Origin of the sequence: Catellatospora tritici (assembly GCF_019083965.1) — a bacterium.
GTDB classification, from domain to species: domain Bacteria; phylum Actinomycetota; class Actinomycetes; order Mycobacteriales; family Micromonosporaceae; genus Catellatospora; species Catellatospora tritici.
On sequence record NZ_JAHRCY010000003.1, the window covers coordinates 173,584 to 197,166 of the forward strand.

At 72.0% G+C, this 23,583-nt stretch carries 18 protein-coding genes; 16 read left to right on the plus strand and 2 right to left on the minus strand.

What is annotated here, in order from left to right; genetic code table 11:
• Positions 1 to 4: 4 nt before the first annotated feature.
• From KUA19_RS08020 to KUA19_RS08065, 10 genes are all read left to right on the plus strand, one after another.
• On the plus strand, positions 5 to 1,267 hold the full coding sequence (locus tag KUA19_RS08020; protein ID WP_254549045.1) for an MCE family protein: 1,263 nt from the start codon (positions 5 to 7) through the stop codon (positions 1,265 to 1,267).
• The gene (locus KUA19_RS08025) at positions 1,264 to 2,289 is read left to right on the plus strand and encodes an MCE family protein (RefSeq protein ID WP_308167375.1); all 1,026 of its coding nucleotides are present in this window, start codon (positions 1,264 to 1,266) and stop codon (positions 2,287 to 2,289) included. The genes KUA19_RS08020 and KUA19_RS08025 overlap by 4 nt, the downstream gene beginning before the upstream one ends.
• A complete protein-coding gene (locus KUA19_RS08030) occupies positions 2,286 to 3,254 on the plus strand; it encodes an MCE family protein (RefSeq protein ID WP_217395512.1) in 969 nt (322 codons plus the stop codon). The genes KUA19_RS08025 and KUA19_RS08030 overlap by 4 nt, the downstream gene beginning before the upstream one ends.
• A complete protein-coding gene (locus KUA19_RS08035; protein WP_254548974.1) occupies positions 3,254 to 4,357 on the plus strand; it encodes an MCE family protein in 1,104 nt (367 codons plus the stop codon). The genes KUA19_RS08030 and KUA19_RS08035 overlap by 1 nt, the downstream gene beginning before the upstream one ends.
• Entirely contained in the window at positions 4,354 to 5,622 is a 1,269-nt protein-coding gene (locus KUA19_RS08040; RefSeq protein ID WP_308167376.1) for an MCE family protein, read from the plus strand. The genes KUA19_RS08035 and KUA19_RS08040 overlap by 4 nt, the downstream gene beginning before the upstream one ends.
• On the plus strand, positions 5,619 to 6,905 hold the full coding sequence (locus KUA19_RS08045; protein WP_217395514.1) for an MCE family protein: 1,287 nt from the start codon (positions 5,619 to 5,621) through the stop codon (positions 6,903 to 6,905). Before KUA19_RS08040 ends, KUA19_RS08045 begins: the two co-directional genes overlap by 4 nt.
• 17 nt (positions 6,906 to 6,922) lie before the next feature.
• Complete coding sequence (locus KUA19_RS08050) at positions 6,923 to 7,411, plus strand: Rv1363c family protein (protein ID WP_217395515.1); 489 nt, start codon at positions 6,923 to 6,925, stop codon at positions 7,409 to 7,411.
• A 10-nt stretch (positions 7,412 to 7,421) separates the two neighbouring features.
• On the plus strand, positions 7,422 to 7,997 hold the full coding sequence (locus KUA19_RS08055; RefSeq protein WP_217395516.1) for a hypothetical protein: 576 nt from the start codon (positions 7,422 to 7,424) through the stop codon (positions 7,995 to 7,997).
• Positions 7,998 to 8,100: 103 nt separating this feature from the next.
• Entirely contained in the window at positions 8,101 to 8,547 is a 447-nt protein-coding gene (locus KUA19_RS08060; protein WP_217395517.1) for an RNA polymerase sigma factor, read from the plus strand.
• Between the two features lie 4 nt (positions 8,548 to 8,551).
• Positions 8,552 to 9,457, plus strand: a complete 906-nt coding sequence (locus tag KUA19_RS08065; RefSeq protein ID WP_217395518.1) for a hypothetical protein — start codon at positions 8,552 to 8,554, stop codon at positions 9,455 to 9,457.
• Positions 9,458 to 9,504: 47 nt separating this feature from the next.
• Here the strand turns inward: KUA19_RS08065 and KUA19_RS08070 are convergent, their stop codons facing one another.
• Together KUA19_RS08070 and KUA19_RS08075 are read right to left on the minus strand one after the other, a co-directional pair.
• Entirely contained in the window at positions 9,505 to 10,146 is a 642-nt protein-coding gene (locus KUA19_RS08070) for a hypothetical protein (protein WP_217395519.1), read from the minus strand.
• Between the two features lie 191 nt (positions 10,147 to 10,337).
• Positions 10,338 to 10,823 carry a GNAT family N-acetyltransferase gene (locus KUA19_RS08075; RefSeq protein ID WP_217395520.1) on the minus strand — a complete coding sequence of 162 codons (486 nt, stop codon included), beginning with the start codon at positions 10,821 to 10,823 and terminating at the stop codon, positions 10,338 to 10,340.
• Between the two features lie 87 nt (positions 10,824 to 10,910).
• On the opposite strand from KUA19_RS08075, the gene KUA19_RS08080 reads away from it, so the two are divergent.
• The 6 genes from KUA19_RS08080 to KUA19_RS08105 all read left to right on the plus strand — a co-directional run bounded on the left by KUA19_RS08080 (position 10,911) and on the right by KUA19_RS08105 (position 23,557).
• Entirely contained in the window at positions 10,911 to 11,444 is a 534-nt protein-coding gene (locus KUA19_RS08080; protein WP_217395521.1) for a DUF402 domain-containing protein, read from the plus strand.
• Between the two features lie 109 nt (positions 11,445 to 11,553).
• Positions 11,554 to 12,891 (plus strand): C39 family peptidase, encoded by a 1,338-nt coding sequence (locus tag KUA19_RS08085; protein WP_217395522.1) that lies wholly within the window; start codon positions 11,554 to 11,556, stop codon positions 12,889 to 12,891.
• A 189-nt stretch (positions 12,892 to 13,080) separates the two neighbouring features.
• Entirely contained in the window at positions 13,081 to 15,105 is a 2,025-nt protein-coding gene (locus KUA19_RS08090; protein WP_217395523.1) for a carboxypeptidase-like regulatory domain-containing protein, read from the plus strand.
• Between the two features lie 283 nt (positions 15,106 to 15,388).
• Complete coding sequence (locus tag KUA19_RS08095) at positions 15,389 to 17,371, plus strand: carboxypeptidase-like regulatory domain-containing protein (RefSeq protein WP_217395524.1); 1,983 nt, start codon at positions 15,389 to 15,391, stop codon at positions 17,369 to 17,371.
• Positions 17,372 to 17,526: 155 nt separating this feature from the next.
• Entirely contained in the window at positions 17,527 to 20,334 is a 2,808-nt protein-coding gene (locus KUA19_RS08100; RefSeq protein ID WP_217395525.1) for an AfsR/SARP family transcriptional regulator, read from the plus strand.
• Positions 20,335 to 20,461: 127 nt separating this feature from the next.
• A complete protein-coding gene (locus KUA19_RS08105) occupies positions 20,462 to 23,557 on the plus strand; it encodes a hypothetical protein (RefSeq protein ID WP_217395526.1) in 3,096 nt (1,031 codons plus the stop codon).
• Positions 23,558 to 23,583: the final 26 nt, after the last annotated feature.

Here is a 23,583-nt window from a genome sequence, read left to right on the forward strand (position 1 = left end):
CGGCATGCGGCAGCGGCTGCTCGGCGCCGGATTCGTACTGCTGCTGGTCGCCGCGCTGACCACGTCGGTGCTGGTGTACCGCCGGACGTTCACCCCCACCGCGTGGGTCACCCTGCGCACCGACCACACCGGCATGCAGCTCACCCCCGGCGCGGACGTCAAACTGCGCGGCGTGGTCGTCGGCGACGTACGCGAGATCGGGTCCGACGGGCAGGCCGCCACGCTGCGCCTGGCGCTGGACCCGGACCTGATCGGCCTGGTCCCCGCCGACGTCACCGCCCGCCTGCTGCCCAAGACCCTGTTCGGCGAGCGCTACGTCGAGCTGGTCCCCGGCGGCGGCTCCGCGCGGCTGCGCGATGGGGCCGTCATCGACCAGGACCGCTCCACCAGCGCCGTGGAGCTGGAACAGGTCCTCGACCGGGCCCTGCCCGTGCTCCAGGCCATCAAACCGGACAAGCTCGCCGCGACCCTCGGCGCGCTCGCGTACGCCCTCGACGGCCGCGGCGACCAGCTCGGCCACGACCTGGCCACCACCAACACATACCTGGCGCAGCTCAACACGCGGATGCCGACCATCGCCACCGACGTCAAGCGGCTCACCGAGGTGCTGGACGCCTACCACGCCGCCACGCCCGACCTGCTCGCCGTGCTGCGCGACCTCACCGTCACCGCCCGCACCGTCGCCGACCAGCGCGACGAACTCAGCCGGTTCCTCGCCGACACCACCGACCTGGCCGACCGGGGCCGCGAGTTCCTGGACCGTTACGACGCCCGCATCGTGCAGGTCGGGCAGGTCAGCCGCCCGGTGCTGGAACTGCTGGCCGCGTACGCCCCCGAATACCCCTGCCTGATGCGCGGCCTGGTCGCCCAGCAGCCCCGGGTCGAGCAGGTGTTCGCCAGCGGCCGCATGCACATCACCCTGGAAGTGACCAAGGACGGCGGCAAGTACACCGCCGCCGACCGGCCCGCCTGGGGCGCGAGCGGCGGACCTGACTGCCGCGGCCTGCCCGACCCGCACGTGCCCGCAGCCCAGCACCCCGTCAGCGACGGCTACGAGTACGGCGCCGCCCGCTCGCCGCTCCGCCCTGCCGACCTGGGCGCCTTCGGCGCCGGTGCCGACATGGGCGCCGCGGGCACCGCGCAGGAGCAGGCGCTGCTCAAACCGCTGCTGGCCCTGTCCCAGGGCACCGACCCGGCCCAGGTGTCCGACACCGACGTGCTGCTGTGGGGCCCGCTGCTGCGTGGAACGGTGGTGAACATCCAGTGAGGAACATCCGGGGACCGCTGCTCAAACTGCTCGCCTTCGCGGCGGTGACCCTCGTGCTCACCGGCGCCCTGGCGCAAACCCTCGGCGCGTTCGGGTACGGCGGCGGCCGTGCCTACCGGGCCCGGTTCACCGACGTCACCGGGGTGCTCGTCGGCGACGACGTACGCATCGCCGGGGTGAAGGTCGGCGAGGTCACCGACATCCGGCTGGTCGAACGGGCCACCGCCGAGCTGGAGTTCACCGTCGCCGACACCGTCACCCTCGGCGGCGGCGTACGCGCGAAGATCCGCTACCGGGACCTGGTCGGCGGCCGATACCTGGCCCTGACCGAGGGCCCCGGCGGCGCGCCGCTGCCCGAGCACGGCCTCATCCCGCTGGCGCAGACCACCCCGGCGCTGGACCTGACCGTGGTGTTCAACGGGTTCCGGCCGCTGTTCGCCGGGCTGTCGCCGCAGGAGGTGAACAGCTTCGCGTACGAGATCGTCAAGATGCTCCAGGGCGAGGGCGGCACCGTCGCCGACCTGCTGGCGCGCACCGCCTCGCTCACCGGCACGCTGGCCGACCGCGACCAGGTCATCGGCCGGGTCATCACCAACCTCAACACGGTGCTGGCCGGCCTCGACCAGCGCGACACCAAGCTGTCCGAGACGATCAAGCAGCTCCAGCTGCTGGTCTCGGGGCTGGCCACCGACCGGGAGGCCGTCGGCGACGCGCTGACCAACCTCAGCGGCCTGGCGGACGCCACCTCGTCGCTGCTGCACGACGCCCGGCCCAGCCTCGCCGCCGACATCAAGGCCCTGGACAAGCTCGCGGGCACCCTGATCGACAACACCGGCGTCATCGAGTCCACCCTGGCCAACGCCCCCGGACGGCTCGACGCGCTGACCCGCACCGCCTCGTACGGCTCCTGGTTCAACTTCTACCTGTGCGACTTCGACGGGCGGGTGAAGGCCCCCAACGGGCAGTCGCTCAACCCGGCCACCCTGTCCGGCACCGCCGCTGGCTGCGCGGGTGCCAAATGAAGCGCCCCGCCCGCATCGGCGCCATCGGACTGGTCGTCGCCGCCGCCCTGCTGCTGCTCGCGTTCCGGATCGACGACCTGCCGCTGCTCGCGGCCGGTGACACGTACCACGCCGCGTTCCGCGACGCCTCGGGCCTGTCCGAAGGCAACGAGGTACGCGTGGCCGGGGTCAAGGTCGGCAAGGTCACCGACGTCGCGCTGGCCCGCGGCGGCTCCGGCGCGTACGTGCGGGTCACGTTCCGGGTCAAGGACGTCGAACTCGGCCCCGACACCGGCGCCACCATCCGCATCAAGACCGTCCTCGGTCAGAAGTACCTGGCCCTGGACCCGCGCGGCGACGGGCACCTGCCCGCCGACGCCGAGATCCCACTGGCGCGCACCTCGTCGCCGTTCGACGTGATGCAGGCCGTGCAGGGGCTCGCCGGGACGCTGCAGGACATCGACACCGCCCAGCTGGCGCAGGCGTTCACGGTGCTGTCGCAGACGTTCGCCGACACCCCGGCCAGCGTCAAGGCGTCGCTGACCGGGCTGTCCCGACTGTCGGCCACCGTCGCCTCCCGCGACCAGCAGCTACGCGAACTGCTGCGCCACGCCCACGCCGTCACCGGGGTGCTGGCCGAGCGCGACGAGGAGTTCCGGCGGCTGCTCACCGACGCCAACCTGCTGCTGGCCGAGGTGCAGCGCCGCCGCGAGGCGGTGCACACGCTGCTGGTCGCCACCACCGAGCTGTCCGAGCAGCTGTCCGGGCTGGTCGCCGACAACCGGGCCACCCTCGGCCCGGCCCTGCAGCACCTGCGCACCGTCGTCGGGGTGCTGCAACGCAACCGGACCCGGCTGGAGGCCACCATCACCAGCCTCGCCCCGTTCGTCACCGCGTTCGCCAACGTCACCGGCAACGGACGCTGGTTCGACTCGTACGTCGACGGGCTCGTGCAGGGCTTCACCCCGACCCCGGGAGGACGATGATGCCGCTCAAGCACTGGAAAGCCGGGGTCGCGGCGGTGCTCGTGCTGTCCGTCGCGGCGGCCGCGCCGCTGGTCTACCACGCCCCCGACACGCTGCGGCTGGTGGTGAACTTCCCGTCGGCCGTCGGCATCCACGAGGGCTCCGACGTACGCGTGCTGGGCGTCAAGGTCGGCGAGGTGGTCAAGGTCGAACCGCGGGGACGCACCGTCCGCGTCGAGCTGATCTACGACCGGGACTGGCCGGTGCCCGCCGACGCGGGCGCGCTCATCGTCACGCCCAGCGTGGTCAGCGACCGCTACATCCAGCTCGCCCCCGCGTACGGCGGCGGCCCGGCCCTGCCCGACGGCGCCGAACTGCCCGTCGAGCGCACCGCCGTCCCGGTCGAGCTCGACGAGGTGTACCGGGCGCTGGACGACCTGAACGTCGCGCTCGGCCCGCAGGGCGCCGACGCCGACGGCGCGTTGCGGGAGCTGGTCCGGGTCGGCGCGGACAACCTGCGCGGCAACGGCGACGATCTGCACCAGACCCTGTCCGGGGTGTCCCAGGCCATGTCGACCCTGGCCGACGGGCGCGAGGACCTGTTCGGGTCGGTCGCCGACCTGCAGCAGTTCACCACCATGCTGGCCAAGAGCGACGGCACCGTACGCGAGTTCAACACCCGCCTGGCCGACGTGTCCGAGCAGCTGGCCGCCGAACGCGAGGAGCTGGCCGAGGCGGTGCGGGCCCTGTCGCGGGCACTGACCGACGTCGCCGCGTTCATCCGCGACAACCGCGCCCAGCTCAAGGCCAACGTCGCCGCGCTGGCCGACCTGACCGGGGTGCTGGTGCGCCAGCAGCGGGCACTCACCCAGGTGCTCGACAACGCGCCGCTGGCCCTGTCCAACCTGAACCTCGCCTACAACCCCCGCTCCGGCACCATCGACACCCGCGACAACGCGCTCGGGCCGTACGAACCGGCCAGCTTCGTCTGCTCGCTGCTGGTCAGCAGCGTCCCGGCCAAGGAGGTCCCCGCGGCCTGCACCGACCTGGCCAAGACCCTGTCGGCGGCGAAACTGCCGCTCACCCCGGAGCTGAAGCAGCTGCTCAAGGCGGTGCTCAAGTGAAGCGCATCGTCACCGCGCTGACGCTCGCCGCGACCCTGGGCGTGTCCGGCTGCACCGGGCTGCCGGGCGGGGCGCCGGACGGGCCGTCATACCAGGTCACGGTGGAGTTCGCCGATGTGCTCGACCTGGTGCCGCAGGCCGCGGTGAAGGTCAACGACGTCACCGTCGGCAGCGTCACCGCCATCGAGCTGCACGGCTGGACCGCCGCCGTACGGCTGAGCCTGGCCGACACGGTCCGCCTGCCCGACAACGCCACCGCCGCGATCCGGCAGACCAGCCTGCTCGGCGAGAAGTTCGTGGCACTGGCCTCGCCCACCGGCGACACCGCCCAGGGCAGCCTGTCCGACGGCGACACCATCCCGCTGGCCCGCACCCGCCGCGCCGCCGAGGTCGAGGAGGTCCTCGGCGCCCTGGGCCTGCTGCTCAACGGCGGCGGCCTGGCCCAGCTCAAGACGATCAACACCGAGATCACCAAGGCGCTGTCCGGACGCGAGGCCGACGCCAAGGGCGCACTGCGCGAACTCGACCGCTTCGTCGCCGGGCTGGACGCGCAGAAGACTGACATCGTCGCCGCCATCGACGCCCTCGACCGGTTCTCGGCGAGCCTGGCCGAGCAGACCGACACCATCGGCGCCGCCGTCGACGCGTTCGAACCCGGCCTGACCGTGCTCGCGCAGCAGCGACCGCAGCTGACCGCGATGCTCACCGCGCTGCGTGACCTCGGCGCGGTCGGCGAACGCGTCATCGCCGACAGCCGCGACGACACGCTGCGCTCGCTCAGGGCCCTGCAACCGCTGCTGGAGCAGCTGGTCAAGGCGGGCGACGCGCTGCCCAAGGGGCTGGACTTCGCGCTGTCGTACCCGTTCCCGCCCAACGCCCGCAAGGCGATCTCGGGCGACTTCGTACGCCTGCACGCCACCCTCGACCTCGACGCCTCGTCCATCCTGGCCAACCTGCTCGCCGCGGGTGGCGCCCCGGCCACGCCCGGCACCCCGACCACCCCGGGCCTGCCGCTGCCCCACCTGCCGCTGCCGCTGCCCAGTCTGCCGCTGCCCCACCTGCCGCTACCGACCGCGCTGCCCACCCTGCCCGGCGGGATCCTCCCCTCCGGACTGCTGCCCAGCGGGGTCCTCCCCGGCCTGCCCGGACTCCCGGGCCTCCCGCTGGACGCCGCCACCCGCGACGGCCGCTGGGACCCGCAGACCGGCGAAGTGGTCCGGGTACGCGGCGGTCTGGCCGAACTGCTCACCGGGGGCCGCGAATGATCCTCACCAGGCTCGCCCGACTCCAGCTCGTCGTCTTCGCGCTGGTGGCACTGCTCGGCGTCGGGTACGTCGCGGTCCGCTACGTCGGCGTCGGCGACGCGTTCACCGGCCGCTACACCGTGCACGCCGACTTCGCCGCCGCGGGCGGGATCTTCCCCAACGCGTCGGTCACCTACCGAGGCGTGCCGGTCGGCCGGGTCGCGGCGGTGACCCTGCACGGCGACGGGGTCCGCGTCGAACTGGACCTCGACGGCGGCACCCGCATCCCCGCCGACCTGCACGCCGTCGTCGCCCACCGGTCGGCCGTCGGCGAGCAGTACGTCGACCTGCGCCCCGACACCGACACCGGCCCGTACCTGGGCGACGGGTCGGTCATCGGCGCCGACCGGACCGGCGTGCCGCTGCCGGTCGAGACGCTGCTGTCGCACCTGGACGCACTGGTCGGCTCGGTCGACCCGGAACAGCTCGGCGTGGTCGTCGACGAGCTGGGCACCGCGTTCGAAGGCAACGAGACCGCGCTGCGGACCCTGCTCGACTCCGCCGACGCGCTGCTGACCGATGCCGACCGGTACCTGCCGCAGACCGCCGCCCTGATCGACGACTCTGCCACGGTGCTGGCCACCCAGGCCGCCGCCGCCGACCAGATCCGCCGCTACGCCAAGGCCCTGGCGCAGCTCGCGCAGACCCTGCGCGCCGCCGACCCGGATCTGCGCAAGCTGCTGGCCAACGGCCCGCCCGCCTCGGCCGAGCTGCTGGCGCTGCTGCGGGACCTGGACCCGTCGCTGGGCCCGCTGCTGGGCAACCTGATCACCGTCAACGGGATCGCCGTACGCCGCCTCGACGGTATCGAGCAGATCCTGGTCACCTACCCACTGGTCGTCGCGGGCGGGTTCACCGTCGCACCCGGCGACGGCACCGCCCATCTCGGCCTGGTCCTCAACGTCAGTGACCCGCCCGCCTGCAACTACACCAAGACCGGCCAGTCGCTGCGGTGCAGCGGCGCCGAACTCGGTCGCGGCTCGGGTCAGCGCAGCGTTACCCAAGCCCCGCACGCCGGCCCACCACCCAGTCCTGCCCCCTTGGGTGCGGGTCCGGTCGCGGGCACGGGCACCGGCGCGAGCCCCGTCGCGCCGGTGCCCGGTATCGCCGGATTCGATCCCGTCACCGGCCTGGTCACCGGACCGGACGGGCAGCCGCTGCAGTTCGGCGGCACCGGCGGTCAGGCCGCGTCCGCGGGCGACCAGTCGTGGAAGTTGTTACTGCTCAGCGGCCTGGCGCCGTGACCGACCAAGGAGGACAGTTGAGAATCCGGATCACCGCGGGCCGAGTGCTGGCCGTGCTCCTGGTCGCCGCGCTGGCGGCGGCCGGTTTCCTCGGGTACGGCTGGCACGCCGCGCACCAGCACGAACAGGCCCAGGCCCGGCTGCTGGCCGCCTCGCGCCAGTTCGTCGTCGACTTCATCTCGATCAGCGCCGCCACCGTCGACCAGGACCTTGCCCGCGTCGCCGTCGGGGCGACCGGCGAGTTCGCCGACGAGTTCCAGCGCGGCATGCCGACGGTGCGCGGCGCCGTGCTGGAGAACAAGGTCGAGTCCACCGGCACCGTGCTGCGGGCCGGGGTCGTCTCCGGCGACGCCGACTCGGCCGTGGTGCTGGTCGCCGCCGACGCCACGGTCAAGAACGCCAAGGCGCCGCAGGGCCGGGTGGCTCACTACCGCATCCAGCTCGACGTGGTCCTCGACGAGGCCAGCGGTGCGTGGCTGGTCTCGAAACTGCAGTTCGTGGGATAGGGGAGCAGACGTGAGCGTGCAGACGGAACCGGAGACCGAAGCAGTGTCCGAACCGGAGATCGAAGCCGTGTCCGAACCGGATGAGACGACCCCCACCGCCGCGCCGACCCGGCGGCGCGGCCTGCTCGTGCCCGCGCTGGCCCTGCTGCTGGTGCTGGCACTCGGCGCGGGCGGCTACCTGTGGTACGACCGGCAGCGGCTGCGCGACACCGACGCCGCCGCCCGCGAGTGCACCGCCCTGGCCCCGGCCGCCGCGGCGGCCCTGTTCTCCTACGACTACCGCACCTTCGACATGGGCGCGGCCGGTGGCAAGTCGTTCGCGGCGGGCGCCTTCGCCGACGAGTACGCCAAGACCACCGCCTCGCTGAAAGAGGCGGCGACCAAGGAGCAGGCCGTCGTCACCGCGCAGGTCACCGCCGTGAGCGTGGCGAGCGCCGCCCCGGACCGGGTGGAGCTGCTGGTCTTCCTCAACCAGTACCGGCGTAACGTGAACATCAGCGGCGAGAAGGTCGACCAGAACCGGGTGGTGCTCACCTTCACCCGCGAGGGCGGCGCGTGGAAGGTGACCGCCGTCTCGGCGATCTGAACCGGATTCCTTTGTGACATAGGGCGTTGCCCGGCCGTCTCTCCTGGTATGGAACCTCGTCATAGACGCTGTCCGGCCGAGGGAGACGACCATCGCCACCACGATGACCGACCTGTTCCGGGCGTACTGGCCGGTCGTCTTCGGCTACGTGTACCGGCGCACCGGCGATCCGGCGCTGGCCGAGGAGCTGGCACAGGAGGCCTTCACCCGGGCCACCGCCGCGTTCCTGGGCTGGCGCGGCGAATCGGCCCCGGCCTGGCTGCTGGCGATTGCCCGCAACGTGCTCGCCGACCATCACCGCAGGGGCCGCCCGCTGGCGCCGCTGGAGGATGCGCTGGATCCGGCCGAGGCGTTCCCGCACACCCGTGTCGAGGTGCGCGACCTGCTGGCTCGGCTGCCCGCCACCGACCGGCGGCTGCTGGAGCTGGTCTACCTGGACGGGTTCAGCCACGCCGAGGTGGCCGCGATGGCGCGGCGCACCCCGGCCGCGATACGCACCGCGGTATGGCGGGCACGGGAAGCGCTGCGCGCCCTGGCCCAGGAGGAGTGAGGCGATGACCGAGGATCCGCTCGACCTGCCCCCGGTGCCCGCGTTCGACGACCGGGCGGTGCGCCGCGCCATGCGCCGGGGCGTGGTCCGCACCGCGGCGGTCGCCGCGGCCGCGCTGCTCGCGCTCCTGCTGCTGGTGTGCGGCACCTCGGTCGCGGTCAGCACCCTGCGCGGTGACCGGTTCTTCAAGGTCGCCTACTACGGCACTGTCTCCGCGCACCCGGAGTACCGGCTCGCCCAGGACGGCAGCTGCTGCGCCGCCGGGCCGCTGTTCGGCCTGACCAACCTCGGCCTGGCCGCCGAGCTGCGGCTACGGGCGCGTCCGCTGGGCGCCTTGAACTATCCGGCGGCCAGTACGGCCACGGTCACCCAGGACGTGGACGGCACGCTGCACACCTCGTTCGACGACGGACCGACCCCGCTACGCGACGCGTTGCGGCGCGGGCGCCCGGATCGGGCCCGTACGCAGGCGTTCCTGGCCTCGCTGCCGGACGCGACCGTGGTGTCGGCGCTGGTCGAGTTTGCCGACCCGGTCCCGGGCACGCGGTTCGGGGCGTTCTTCGACAGCCGGGTGCCGGTGGCGGCGGTGTCCGACCGGGGGGTGCCGGTGTTCGCCGTCGGACCGTACGAGTCCAGTCCGTACAACCCGGTCACCTGGCCGAATGCCGACCTGGGCGAGCTACGCGCCTGGGCCGACGGGCTGGACGACAGCTACGACGAGGCGCTGGCCGAGGTCGGGCTGCCCCCGGCGGCGCAGCTCCGAATGGCGGCCGAGGCGGGGCTGGTGCACGCGTTCGTATTGCCGCGCGTGCCGTTGCCGGTGCTGCGAGCGCTCGCCGCCGATCCGAACGTGCACAGCGTCAACCTGCTCGACACCGCGACTGATCCGGGCGGGCCCTTCCCGTACTGAGCCGGTGACCGCCCGCGCGTCAGGCGCGGGCGGTCACCGGCCGGCCACTAGCTGACGGGCGGCCCGGCCCAGACCGTGACGCTCAGCCCGACCGGGTCCTTGGTGTCCTGACCGTTGGAGACGATCTTCACGCCGATGGTCCGGCCCGGCATGATCAGGCAGAACGTGGTGCCCACGATGTTGTTGAGGCCTCCGCTGAAGACAGTCCCGGTGGTGCAGGCTTCGTAGCTGAGCGGCTTGGTCCGCAGATCGACCATCTTGATGGACGGGTTGCCCGGCATGAAGTAGTTGTTCATCGCGCTGAAGCTGAGGTCCTCACCGGAGTTGCTGTTCACGTACTCCGACTGCTTCGGCGGGGCGGCGTCGGGTAGCGGCACCGAGTATCCCCGCACGATCTGAAGCGTGTACGTCCCCAACTGGGTACCCTCCACCGCCGAGGCCGGTGATGGGGACGGAGACGGCGTCGGTGCCGGGTTCGGGCTGGGCTGACCCGGGGTCGTCGCAGCGGGGGGTGGCGCCACCGGATCGGTCGCCTTGGTGTCGGGCGCGGATTGCTTACCCGCGAAGAAGCCCGCTCCTGTCATCGCGAGGATGAGGGTGGCGATCGCGACGATCCACTGCGGTGCGAGTTCCCAGGGGTTGGCCTTTCGGGCGGGGGAGGCGGGAGGGTTTGTCTCGTCGATGCTCACTGCGGCGGGCTCCTTCGATGCCACTGGTTGCTCCGGCCGCACAGTATCGAAACATCGAACATGATCAGGATGGCTTGCTGGGCGCGGTGACGCCGCCGCGTGGTCGACCTTTGTGACTGATCGGCTACGCGGTGAACATGCCGGGCTACCCGAACGCGCCGATGAGACCACGCGGCGCGGGTGTGCCGGGATCACAGCGGCAGCGACATCTCCAGTTCGCGGCGCACCCCGTCCGGCATCGCCTGCTCGTGGCCGGTCTGGGCGAAACCGCAGCGGCGGTAGAGCGCGAGTGCGGGGGCGTTGTCCACCGCCACCATCAGCCGAAGCTCGGGCACGCCCTGGGTGCGCGACCAGGCCGCCACCTCGGTGATGAGCGCGTCGGCGACGCCCTTGCCGCGCCCGGCCGGACTCACCCACATCGAGATCAGCTCGGTATGGCCGGGCTGCTCGCCGGGCACGCCGCCGGCCATGCCGACCGGCTGTCCGTCGAGCCGCGCGATCAGGTTGTGCGAACCGGGCAGCTCCAGCCGGGCACGCCAGCGGTCCTCGCGGTCACCCGGGCCGGTCCAGTCCGCCAGGGTCGAACCGAACGCGCTCGGCGCCTCGGCCAACGCGGCCAGTCGGAGCTCGCGCCACAGCGGCCAGTCGTCGGGGGTCAGCACCTGGATCTCGATCATGCCCGGCATCCTGCCGCACCGCCTCCGGGCTCGCCAAACGCAATTAATGCGTCGCGGGCGGGCGTGCGCCGCCGATACGGTCACCGTATGACAACTGACCAGGTTCGGGTCGTTTACACCAAGTTCGACGGCAGCCTGCACTGGCACCAGACCATGACCCGCCTCGGCGAGGACGAGCACGGCGTCTGGCTCGGCGCCCGCCCGGGACTGATCGTCCGCAAGGGCCTCGACGGGCCGGACGTGGTCGTCAAACAGGCGCACGTGCTGCTGTTCCCGCGTGACGCGTGGTGGACCGCCGTCTTCAACGGCGAACCGGAGCGGGTGGAGATCTACTGCGACATCACCGGGCCGATCACCTGGCCGAGCGAGTCCGAGGTGACCATGGTCGACCTGGATCTCGACGTGGCCCGGCTGCGCGCGGACGGGCGGGTCGAGCTGTGGGACGAGGACGAGTTCGCCGAGCATCAGGTCCGCTACGCCTACCCGCCCGACGTCATCCGGAAGGCGTCGGAGGCGGCGGCGTGGCTGTACGAGGCCCTGTCCAGCGGCGTCGAGCCGTTCGCCGCCACCTACCGGGCCTGGTTGTCCCAGGTGGACGAGGTGGTCGAGGCGGCGAGCTGACCGCCTCCCTCGATACAAGAAATTTTCTGGCCGTTGGCATCTAGCGAAACTTGGTTTCAGTGGCGATAGTGGCGGGTGAATGTCCACCCCCGACCATCGCGGAGCAGCCATGACCAGAGCACGCCTGCGCGCAGCGGCCGTCGCGGGCCTCACCGCGTTCAGCCTCGCCGCCTCGGGAATCGCGGCGGCACCCGCCGTCGCCGACACCCCCACCCACGACGAGCAGATCACCTTCCAGGACTGGTCCGGGCTCGCCGACTGGCACTCCGGCACCGGTAAGGGCACCCTCGCGCTGCCGGGCCAGCACACCGGCATCACGATGCTGCTGCCCCAGGGCAGCACCGAGTTCACCGATCCGCACACCGGGACCACCAAGACCTGGGACTACTCCACCTGGACCGGCCCGGTCACCCAGATCGGCTTCGACGCCACCGAGCTGATCGCCTCCTGGAACGCGCAGACCCCGGCGGGCACCTGGATCCAGGTGGAGATGCAGGGCACCTACAACACCGGCGGCCAGACCCCGTGGTACGTCATGGGCCGCTGGGCCTCCGGTGACACCGACATCCGCCGCAGCACCCTCGACGGCCAGGGCGACCCGTACTCGACGATCTGGACCGACACCTTCTCCATCGACGACGCCTCGCGCGGCGTGCTGCTGCACGCCTACCAGCTGCGGCTGACCCTCTACCGGGCGCCAGGGCAGTGGCAGTCGCCGCGGGTGTGGATGCTCGGCGCAATGACCTCCAACGTGCCCGACCGGTTCACCGTCACCCCGAGCGCCGGGCACATCGCCTGGGGCACCGAGCTGAACGTGCCGCGCTTCTCCCAGAACATCCACAGCGGCCAGTACCCGGAGTACGACGGCGGCGGCGAGGCGTGGTGCTCGCCGACCTCCACCGAGATGGTCGTGGAGTACTGGGGCCGCGGCCCGTCGGCACAGGACACCAGCTGGGTCGACCCGTCCTACGCCGACCCGAGCGTCGACCACGCCGCCCGCATGGTCTACGACTACGAGTACGAGGGCGGCGGCAACTGGCCGTTCAACACCGCGTACGCGGCGTCGTACCTCGGCCTGGACGCCCGCGTCACCCGGCTGCACTCCCTGGACGAGGCGGAGAAGTTCATCGCGGCGGGCATCCCGATCGTGACCAGCCAGTCGTTCCTGTCCTCGGAGCTCGACGGCGCCAACTACGGCACCTCCGGGCACCTGTTCGTCATCGTCGGGTTCACCGCCGAGGGCGACGTCATCATCAACGACCCCGCCTCGTCCAGCGACGACGTGGTCCGCAACGTCTACAAGCGCAGCCAGTTCGAGCAGATCTGGCTGCGGACCAAGCGCCACCGCGCCAGCGGGACCGTGGCGAGCGGCACCGGCGGCATCGCGTACCTGATCAAGCCGTGGTGGAAGCCGTGGCCGCAGGTCGCCGGATCCACCAACTGGTGAGTCCACCGTCCCGGGCGGCCGCGGAGGTCGCCCGGGACGATACCTGATCTGGGGGAACAGGCCGTCACGGGTGATCGGGTGACGAACTGTCGGGGCCGGTGTGCAGAATGACTCCGCCGCAGTTCGATCACGGGGCGGCTTCACCACCGCGACAAGCGGCAACGCGTCGCGAATCCCCTCAAGGATGACATGTTCACAACGACCAGACGCCGCGCGGGCATCATCGCCCTCGCGGCCACCCTCGGCATGCTCGGCCTGGCCGCGCCCGCCCAGGCCGAGGAGACCGGCACCATCGTCGGGCAGCTCACCGACGCGGGCCAGCCCGTCGCCGGTGCGGCCGTCACCGCGTACGGGCCCGGCTGGGGCACGGCCACCACCGACGAGACCGGGCACTACGAACTGGCCGGGCTGAGCGTCGGGACGTACCGGGTCCAGTTCGACGCGGCCGGCCACCCGAGCCAGTACGCCTACCAGCAGTCCGACTGGAGCAACGCGGCCGAGATCGCGGTGCCCGCGGGCGGTCAGGTGACCGTCGACGACCAGCTGCTGCCGACGGGCACCATCACCGGCACGTTCACCGACCAGGACGGCGCTCCCGTCGCGTCGGTCGCCGTATCGGCGCAGAATGACGGCGGCCAGGGCGCCACGACCACCACCGCGGCCGACGGCACGTACACGATGAGCGTGCTGCCCGGTAGCTACCACGTCATGTTCGAGGCCGTCGCGGGCGGATACCAGTACGCGGTCGGCACGGCCGACGTGCGCAACGCGACGACGTACACCGTCGCGGCTGGTCAGACCGTGGTCGTGAACGACAAGGTGCTGCCGACCGGCCGCGTCGCCGGGCGGTTCACCGACCGCGACGGCACCGGCATCTCCGACGTGCAGGTGCAGGTCTACCAGAGCTACGGGCCCAACTTCTACGCCACGACCGACTACAACGGCGAGTTCCACCTCGACCAGGTCTTCGCCGGGACGTACCAGGTGCGGTTCGACAACTACCAGCGCAACTTCTTCCAGTTCTACCAGGGGAAGATCTACGACGAGGACGCCGACCGGATCACCGTGACCGCCGGGCAGACCACCACCGTCGACGACACGCTGCTGCCGACCGGCTCGGTGCATTTCACCGTGACCGACGCGCTCACCGGCGCCCCGATCGGCAACTTCGGCGCGGGGGCCGGGTTCACCTCGGTCACCGGCACCGACGGTTCGGTCACGATCGACGGCGTGACCGTCGGTGACCAGCGGGTCTACGCCTCCGCCGAGGGCTATCTCGCTTCCGACGAGCGCCGGGTCACGGTCAGCGAGGGGGCCGTCACCGAGGTCGCCATCGCGCTCACCCCGACCGCGAAGATCGCGGCCACCGTGGTCGACGCCCGCACGGGCGCGCCGGTCGAGGGCTTCTGCGTGCTGGCGACCAAGCAGGACGAGAACATGTTCCTCGAACGCTGCACCCAGTCCGACAGCGACGGCCACGTCGTCCTGGACTACCTGCGCGCGGGCAGCTACCAGCTGTTCGCCTACGGCAACCTGTACGAGGAGCAGCGCTCGCCCTACGGTGCGCAGTGGGTCACCGCCGACGGTGGCACCGGCAACCAGTCGCTGGCGGCGTGGGTCACGGTGACGGCGGGACAGACCACCACAGGTCCGGTCATCAAGCTCGACCGTCGCGGCACCATCACCGGCACGATCAAGGGCGTCGGCGGCGCGACCGTCGTGCACCCCGCCGTGACCTTCGGCAACTTCCACTACCACAGCGGCGACGGGCCGATCACGATCCCGGCGAAAAGCGATGGCACCTACACCGTCGACTTCCTCGGGCCGTACCACTGGCCGCTGCGGTTCGTCGCCCAGGACTACCCGACGCAGTGGAGTGGCAACGCGCCCACCCGGCCGTCCGCCACGAAGATCAAGGTGTGGGCGAACCAGTCCGTCACCTACGACATCCAGCTCGTGCAGGGCGCCACGCTCACGGTGGACGGGCCGGACGAGGGGTCGTACGTGGCCTACAACGCGAGCAACGGTGAGACCGTCGGGGCCTGCAACACCGGCGGCGCGCACACCTGCCAGATGCGGGTGCTCGGGCCGCAGAACGCCCGCTTCAAGGTCTGGGCCGCCGACGACTACTGGTTCGGCGGCACGGACATCACCAACGCCACCGTGGTGAAGATCCCGGCGACCGGCACCAAGACGGTCACCATCACCCGCTGAGGCACGACGGGCCGAATCCACCGACCGGTGGATTCGGCCCGTCCCATCGGCCGTGCCATCGGTCGTGACCTGGTAGGACGACCGTCAACGTGGTCAATTCGACGGTAGCCGGGCCGCGCGGTTTTGCGTTCGTGTGGACAATGGCTGTCGCCGCAGTTCGATCACGGGGCGGCTTCACCACCGCGACAGGCGGCAACGCGTCGCGAATCCCCTCAAGGACGGCATGTTCACATCAACCAGGCGACGTGCGGGCGCCACGGCCCTCGCACTCGCGATCGGCCTCGTGGGCCTGACGGCCCCCGCCTACGCCGAGGACACGGGACGCATCACCGGACAGCTCACCGACGGCGGCCAGCCCGTCCCCTACGCGTACGTCAGCGCGGGGGAGGTGGACGGCCAGAACTGGGGCTCGGCCACCACGGACGAGACCGGTCACTACGAGATCGCCGACCTGCCCGCCGGGCAGTACCGGGTGGACTTCACCGCACCCGGCCACCCGATCCAGTACGCCCACCAGCAGACCGACTGGAGCCGGGCGGACCACTTCACGGTCCCCGCGGGTGGCCAGGTGACCGTCGACGACGAGCTCCTGCCCACCGGCACGATCTCGGGCACGTTCCGTGACCGCGCGGGCGCGGGCATGGCGGTCAGCGTTAGCGCCGATGCCGTCGACGGCGGCAGCGGCGGCGCCTCGGGCAGCACGGCCCCCGACGGCACATACGAGCTGAAGGTCCTGCCCGGCCGCTACCGGGTGTCGTTCCGGCCCTACCAGGGGCCGTACCAGTACGCCGTCGGCACCCTCGACTACGCCCAGGCGACGCTGTACGACGTCACGGCCGGCCAGACCGTGACCGTCGACGACACGGCGTTGCCGACCGGCTCCGTCGCGGGGCGCTTCACCGACCGCGGCGGCGCCGGAATCCCGGATGTCCAGGTGTCGGTCGACAGCGACAACGGCGTGAACTACATCACCTACACCGACGCCGACGGCTTCTACCGCGTGGACGGCGTCTACACCGGCAGCTACCGGGTGTACTTCTTCGGATCCGGGCGCAACATCGACCAGTACGCCCACGCGACGATCGACCGCGCCGAGGCCACCCTCTTCGCCGTCACCGAAGGTGTCACGACCTCTGTGGACGAGGTGCAACTGGCGACGGGTTCGGTGCACTTCACCGTCACCGACGCCCGCACCGGCGATCCGATTCCGCAGTTCGAGGCCGCTGCCGGCATGGTCTACGTCACCGGTGTCGACGGGTCGGCGACCGTGGCGGACGTCTCCGTCGGCAACCAGTGGACCCATGTGTCCGCCGACGGCTACCTCACCTCGGCGCAGACCCGGGTGGCGGTGACCGACGGCGCGACCACCGAGGTGGCCGTGGCGCTCACCCCCGTCGCCCGGATCGCCGCGACCGTGGTCGACGCCCGCACCGGGACGCCGGTCGAGGGCTTCTGCGTGCAGGCGATGGTGCCGACCGACGTCATGTTCGGCGACGGCTGCATCAGCACGGACAGCCAGGGCAAGGTCACGCTGAACTACCTGCGTGCGGGCACCTACCAGCTGTTCGCGTTCGGCAACCCGTACGAGGAGCAGCGCTCGCCGTACGGCGCGCAGTGGGTCACCGCCGACGGCGGCACCGGCAACCAGTCGCTGGCCGCACCGATCACGACGGTGGCGGGACAGACCGTCGCCGCGCCGGTCATCAAGCTGGACCGGCGGGGCACCATCACCGGCCACGTCACGGGCACCGGCGGCAGCGCGGTCACCGGCGCGAGCGTGACCTTCGGCAACTTCCACTACCACAGCGGTTCGGGGCCGATCTCGTTCCCGGTCGCGGCCGACGGCACCTACACCGTCGACTTCCTCGGGCCGTACGCGTGGCCCCTGCACTTCTACGCCGACGGCTACGCCCCGCAGTGGAGCGGCAACTCCGGTGCCCGGCCGGGCGCGACGAAGGTCAAGGTGAAGGTGAACCAGACCGTCAGCTACGACATCGTGCTGCTCAAGGGCATCCCGGTCACGGTGAACGCGCCCGACGGCGGCTGGTACGTGGCGTACAACTCGGCCACCGGTGAGACCAGCGGCCGCTGCAACGTCTGGCCCGCGCACAGCTGCCAGATGCTGGTGCTCGGACCGCAGAAGGTGCGGTTCAAGGTCTGGGGCGGCAGCGACACCGACTTCTGGTACGGCGGCACGGACTTCGCCACCGCCACCGACGTGCGCATCCCGGAGACCGGCACCAAGACGGTCACCATCACCCGCTGACCCGACGCCGGGGCGGGTGGCCGCACCCGCCCCGGCACCCACGGTCGTCATCGGAGCCTCATTTGTGGCAGACGACACGGGCCGTCAGTCGTCATGTGGACGTAAGGCCCTAAAGGGCTGGAGGAGAGCGCTTCCCAACCCCTAGGTTCGCCGTCGTGTCCGCAGTACTCATCAATGTCCTCGGCGCCATGTCCGCCACCGTCGACGGAGTCGAGTCCCCGCTCGGCGGCCCCCGGCAACGGGCGGTCCTGGCCAGCCTGATCCTGGCCCGACCCCGGGCCGTGTCGGCCGCCCGCATCGTCGAGGACGTGTGGGACGGCGAGGCCACCCCGTCGCCGACGACCCTGCACGCCTACGTCGCGGAGCTGCGCCGGGCACTGGAACCCGGCCGGGCCGCCCGCGCCGCCGCCCGGGTGCTGGTCACCGAGGGCACCGGGTACGCCCTGCGCCTGCCGCCCGACGCCGTCGACGCCGACCGGTTCGCCCGGCTCACCGCCGAGGGCGCCGAGCTGCTGCGTCGGGGCGACGCCGAGGCCGCCCACCGGACGCTGACCGAGGCGCTGGCCCTGTGGCGCGGCCCGGCCTTCGCCGACCTCGACGACCACGACTTCGTCGCCACTGCCGTACGCCGGCTGGAGCGCCTGCGCGACACCGCCACCATCGACCTGCTGGAGGCGGGCCTGGCCCTGGGCCGCCACGGCGAGCTGGTGCCGGAGCTGACCGCGCTGACCGAGCAGCAGCCGCTGGCCGAACGCGCCTGGCAGCTGCTGGCCCTGGCGCTGTACCGGGGCGGCCGTCAGGCCGACGCCCTCGACGCGATCCGCCAGGCCGCCGACCTGCTGGGCGACCTGGGTCTGGACACCGGCGCGGCGCTGCGCGAACTCGAAGTGGCCATCCTGCGGCAGGACCCGACGCTCGACCTGCCGGTGTCCACGCCCGAAACGCTCACGCACAACCTGCCGTGCTCGCTCACCGACCTGGTCGGCCGCCGCGACGAGCTCGGCACGCTCGCCGACCAGCTGGAACGCGCGCGGCTGGTGACGGTCACCGGTGCGGGGGGCATCGGCAAGACCCGCCTCGCGCTGCACGCGGCCGCGCAACGCGCCATCCAGGACGGCCCGTGGCTGGTGGAACTGGCCGGGCTGGCCCAGCCGGAGCTGGTCGTCGCGGAGATCGCCACCACGCTGAAGGTGGCCGGTGCCGCCGACGCGACCCGGCTGGCCGCGGTGCTCGGCGCCCGCCGCACGCTGCTGGTGCTCGACAACTGCGAACACCTGGTCGACGCCGTCCGCGACGTCGTGGCCACCCTGCTGCGCCGCTGCCCGAACCTGCGCGTGCTCACCACCAGCCGCGAGTCGCTGGGACTGGCCGGCGAGGTGGTGGTCGAACTCGGCCCGATGGCCGCCGACGGCGAGGCCGCCGAACTGTTCCTCAGCCGCGCCCAGGCGCTGCTGCCCGGCTGGGTGCCCGCCCCGGCGGACCTGGCCCGCATCGGCGAGATCTGCCGTGAGCTCGACGGCGTGCCGCTGGCGATCGAGCTGGCCGCCGCCCAGTGCCGGGTGCTGTCGCTGGACCAGATCGCGGGCAGCCTCGGCGATCGGAGCGACCTGACCGACGACGAGCGCCCGGCGCGCCACCGCGACCTGGCCGGGGCCATCTCCTGGAGCTTCGAACTGCTGCCGGTGCCAGAGCGGCTCCTGTTCGGACGGTTGTCGGTGTTCGCGGGCGGGTTCGACCTGGACGCCGCGGCCGCCGTCGCCGGGCGGCGCCCCGCCGCGCTGCTGCCGGAGGTGTCGGCGCTGGTCCGCAAGTCGCTGCTGGCCACCGAACCGGGCACGGCGCCGCGCCGGTACCGGCTGCTGACCCCGGTGCGGACCTTCGCCGGGCGTACCGTGCCCGAGCCGGACGCGCGGGCGCTGCGCCGCCGCCACCGGGGCTGGGTGCTCGACTGGGCCGAGTCGGCCGCCTCGGCGCTGCGCGGCCCGCAGGCGCACCTGCTCCTGGCCCGGATCGGCACCGATCAGCCCGAGACCCGCGCGGCGCTGTCCTCGGCGCTACTGGACGGCGACGGCGAGTACGCGCTGCGCCTGGGCGGGGCGCTGAGCTGGTTCTGGTACCGGCGCGGCCACATCGCCGAAGGCCTGGGCTGGCTGCGCTCGGCGCTGGACCTGGCGGCCACGGCGCCGCCCCGGGTGCGCGGCCAGGCCTGGCTGGGCGTGGCCGGGCTGACCTACCTCACCGGCGACCCGGCCGCCGCGCTGCGGGCCGCGATCGAGGCGGCCGAACTGGCCCGCGCGGGTCGCGACCGGATCGGCGAGGCGCACGCGGTGGTGTACCAGGCACACTTCCACGCCATGCTGGGGCAGGTCGCCGAGGGCGTACGCCGAGCCGAGCGCGGCCTCGGGCTGGCCGAGCGCACCGGCCTGCCCTGGCTGCGGGCCGAGGCGATGATGATCCTCGGCATGCTGCGACGGCTCACCGGCCCGCCCGAACGGGCCCGCGCCGAACTGGACGCCGCCGTGCACGCGGCCCGGTCCTGCAGCCACATCTGGGCCGCCGGTTCGGCCGCCTGGGGTGCGATGAAGGGTGCGCTCGACGCCCAGGACCACGAGCGGGCGCTGCGGGTCGCGGTGGAGTTGCTGGGCCCGCTGGACGCGGCCGCCGACGTCACGTCGTGGCTGGTGCTGGCGCACACCACGGCGGCGGCGCTGGCGCAGGCCGGGCGGGGTGAGGACGCGGCGGTGCTGCTGGGCGCGGTCGGCGCGCACGGTGCGCGGACCGGCTTCGCCCCGGCGGCGATGGACCCGATCGACGGCCCGCGTGAGGAGGCGGCGGTGCGCGCCGCGCTGCCCGCCGCGGATCTGGACCGGTGTCTGGCCGTGGGGGCGGGGCTGAGCCGGGCCGAGGTGAGCGCGCTGATCCTGCGCGGCAGCCCGGCCGCGAGCCTCGTCTCCGCACGCTGAGCCGCGCTGAGCCGGCCCGCGGGCCGACTCCAAGTCGCTCCCAAGTGGCGCCCGGCAGCGTATGGGTCAGGCGGCCCGCACTTCCCCGTGGTGCGGGCCGCCCGATCCCCACGAGAGAGGAACGACAGTGAAGCTCCACTGGCGCGGCCTCGGGCACACCCGCCCGAAACGGACCCGCCTGACCCGGACCCTGGCCACCGTGACGACCGTCGCGGTGGCGGCGGTCCTCGCCCTCGGCAACGCGGCGCACGCCGGCGACCCGGTCGACGTCGACAGCCAGGAACTGCGCGACAAGCTGTTCGTCGCCTCGGTGCGCCTGCACTCGCAGGGGAACCAGGGCCTCAAGGACCTGGTGCTCAGCACCGAGATGTACGGCTACCGGCAGCTGCACCCCACGTTCACGCTGGACCAGATGCGCGATCACACCGCCGTGATGAGCCAGTGGTACGACAGCAAACTGACCGGCACCGACGCCGCTCGGCAGGCCTATGAGCTGCTGCCGCACATGCTCAACATGATCGCCCTGCACCCCGAGGCCGCGATCGCCGCTCCGATCATGAAGGAGCTGCTCGACACGGTCGTCAGCCCGGACGCCAAGGCCTACGGCGAGCGCCTGGACCAGGTCGCCACCGCCCAGTTCGAGTACGACCAGTTCCAGCGCCTCTACCCGGTGCAGGACATGATCTGGCGCCGCATCACCGCGCTGGCGCAGCAGGACCAGTCGTTCTCGGCCGCGTGGGACGGCAGCTTCGGCGCCCACCTGGGCGTGCTGTCGACGGCGTCGCTGGACCAGCTCGCCGCCGACCCGATGATCTCGGTGTACCTGAACGTCGACGCGATCCTGGCGCACCAGCAGAACACCGAGCAGTACCTGGCCGAGGCCAAGGCGCAGCTGCTCAACGCGATGCACCGGCTCGAAGAGCAGAACACCGTGATGGTGTCGACGGTCGGCCAGCTCAACGCGGCGTACCCGGCCACCGGCATCGGGCCGCGCCCGGACACCACGGTCTTCAACCGGGAACGTGACGCCGCCGCCGCGCGGCAGAAGATCATCGACGGCGCGGGCAGCGCGGTCGAGGTGCTGGCGAAGCTGATCGGCTACGTCGACGCCAAGTCCGGCCGGATCGCGGCGGGGCTCGGCAAGGCGGCGGTGCAGATCGCCACGTCGATCAACAAGTACATCCCGTCGATCGCGGGTCTGAGCCTGGGCCAGGCGCTCACCTCGATGAGCACCGTGGCGCTGACCGGCAACATCATCGGCGCGATCGGCGCGCTGCTGCCGGTCTTCGCCGAGCAGGTCACCCCCGAGCAGATGATCATGGATCAGATCCACCAGCTCCGGCAGGAGGTCGGCGCGCTCGCCACCACCATGCAGAGCCGCTTCGACCGGGTCGAGCACGCGCTGACCGTCGTCTACACCGACATGCTCGACAAGTTCGACGAGGTCATCGAACTGCAGAACGCGACCCTGGCCCAGCTCGCCGAGCTGGAGCGCGGGCTCTACCAGCTGAACACCACGGTGGACAACTGGGGCGTGCAGATCATGCAGTCGCTGCAGCAGGGCCAGCTCAACGCGGTCAAGGAGCGCATCAACTGGGGTATCGGCCACAAGCAGACCTACGGTGAGCCGATCCAGAGCTACGGCGACTACCAGACGGTGGAGAACCCGCTGCACCTGATGGCGACCGACACCGCCTTCAACCCGCCGTTCGCCGGGCCGGACGCCTCGACGTACGCCTCGCAGAACCCGATGACGGTACTGCAGACGTACCAGGCCAAGGGTGCGGTGGACTACCTCGACTGGTACGCCCGCCAGTACTTCGGCTGGCAGGCCCCGCAGGTCAACCAGCCCGCCGACGTGGTGCCGTGGATCGTCGCGGCCCGCGCCTACGCCCGGCTGGTGGCGGAGAACCCGACCTACGCCAGGCAGGTCAACCAGGCGCGCACCGGCAGCATCCTCGGCGCGGGCCAGGGCATCATCAACTCCACCACCCAGTTCAGCAAGCCGCTGTCGACTCCGGACGCCAACGGCAAGCGCACCAACGCGCTGTTCACCGGCCTGTCGGCCGAGTACCGCGCCGCGCTGCAGAACTTCTCGGGCCAGCTCGCGGCCATCCGCGGCACCAACCCGGGCGGCAAGACGTACAACATGTTCGGCAACGGCGACCAGTTCACCGCCGCCACCCTGCCGGACGCGGCCAAGATGAGCGACCCGACGAAGGTGCCGCCGTGCACCGGCACCGGCCCGTCGCTGACCCGCCCGTCGACGGTCACCCTCAACGGCACCCCGGCCAGCCTGCTGTTCGCGCAGTACGCCCACCCGGACGCGCCCACGGTCAAGCTGTGCTACTCCGGCGGCCTGGCCAACGTGGAGACCTACGACGACATCAAGTGGCACCACGAGTACGCCGACCTGCAGGTCATCATCCGGGTCTGGGTCCGCTGGGCGGGCCAGGAGTACGACTACCGCGCCTGGTCCATGACCTGGAACCTGGGCGAGGTCTGCCGCCAGTACCTGTCCGGCGCTCCCGGCGGGTTCTGCCGCAACTCCGCGTACTACCTGAACCAGTGGGACGCCAACTACCTCACCGGGTTCACCAACGGGGCCCTGGACCAGGCGAACTACAGCCTGGGCACGATGGCCCGCGACCGGATGAACGAGTACCTGTCCGGGCGGCAGAAGGTGTACTACGACCGCGTCCTGGGCGCCCTGGGCGACTCCAACAGCGCGCTGTTCGCGGCCGACGCGCGGCTGAGCAAGGCGGTGCGCCTGATCCAGGCGTACACCCAGCTCGGCTTCGCCAAGGCCCTGATCAACGACGACGTGCTGGCGGTCATCACCACCGGCATCGAGCGGCTGCCGACCGACCTCGACGGCGTCCAGTTCATCACCAGCTCGTTCGCCAAGGCGCAAGCCAACTACGCAGGCTGCAACCCGGTGACCCCGGGCGGAGCCTGCGCCCCCGGCACCGGCACGTTCAACCCGCTCGCGGGCCAGGCGTACCTCCCGACTAACTGCAACCCGGGCAACCCGGCCGGTGCGTCGGGCGATCCGATCGGCGACTGCGTGCTGTCCATCGGCAACGTGCGCGACGCCGTGTACGACCAGCGGATCGAGCAGCACTCGCAGGAGCTCGCCACCGGCGTCTACGCCGAGGGCCTGCCGGACGTCCTGGCGATCCTGGAGGAACTGACGCTGGCCGACACGGTGGTCCGCCGCTGACCGCGGCAACGTGAGACCCGTGCGGC

What these genes read in the sequence shown, in the direction of transcription:
- KUA19_RS08020 (WP_254549045.1), top strand. Translation starts at nt 5, where the DNA reads ATGCGGCAGCGGCTGCTCGGCGCCGGATTCGTACTGCTGCTGGTCGCC.
- KUA19_RS08030 (WP_217395512.1), top strand. Translation starts at nt 2,286, where the DNA reads ATGAAGCGCCCCGCCCGCATCGGCGCCATCGGACTGGTCGTCGCCGCC.
- KUA19_RS08035 (WP_254548974.1), top strand. Translation starts at nt 3,254, where the DNA reads ATGCCGCTCAAGCACTGGAAAGCCGGGGTCGCGGCGGTGCTCGTGCTG.
- KUA19_RS08045 (WP_217395514.1), top strand. Translation starts at nt 5,619, where the DNA reads ATGATCCTCACCAGGCTCGCCCGACTCCAGCTCGTCGTCTTCGCGCTG.
- KUA19_RS08060 (WP_217395517.1), top strand. Translation starts at nt 8,101, where the DNA reads ATGACCGACCTGTTCCGGGCGTACTGGCCGGTCGTCTTCGGCTACGTG.
- KUA19_RS08065 (WP_217395518.1), top strand. Translation starts at nt 8,552, where the DNA reads ATGACCGAGGATCCGCTCGACCTGCCCCCGGTGCCCGCGTTCGACGAC.
- KUA19_RS08075 (WP_217395520.1), bottom strand. Translation starts at nt 10,823, where the DNA reads ATGATCGAGATCCAGGTGCTGACCCCCGACGACTGGCCGCTGTGGCGC.
- KUA19_RS08080 (WP_217395521.1), top strand. Translation starts at nt 10,911, where the DNA reads ATGACAACTGACCAGGTTCGGGTCGTTTACACCAAGTTCGACGGCAGC.
- KUA19_RS08085 (WP_217395522.1), top strand. Translation starts at nt 11,554, where the DNA reads ATGACCAGAGCACGCCTGCGCGCAGCGGCCGTCGCGGGCCTCACCGCG.
- KUA19_RS08090 (WP_217395523.1), top strand. Translation starts at nt 13,081, where the DNA reads ATGTTCACAACGACCAGACGCCGCGCGGGCATCATCGCCCTCGCGGCC.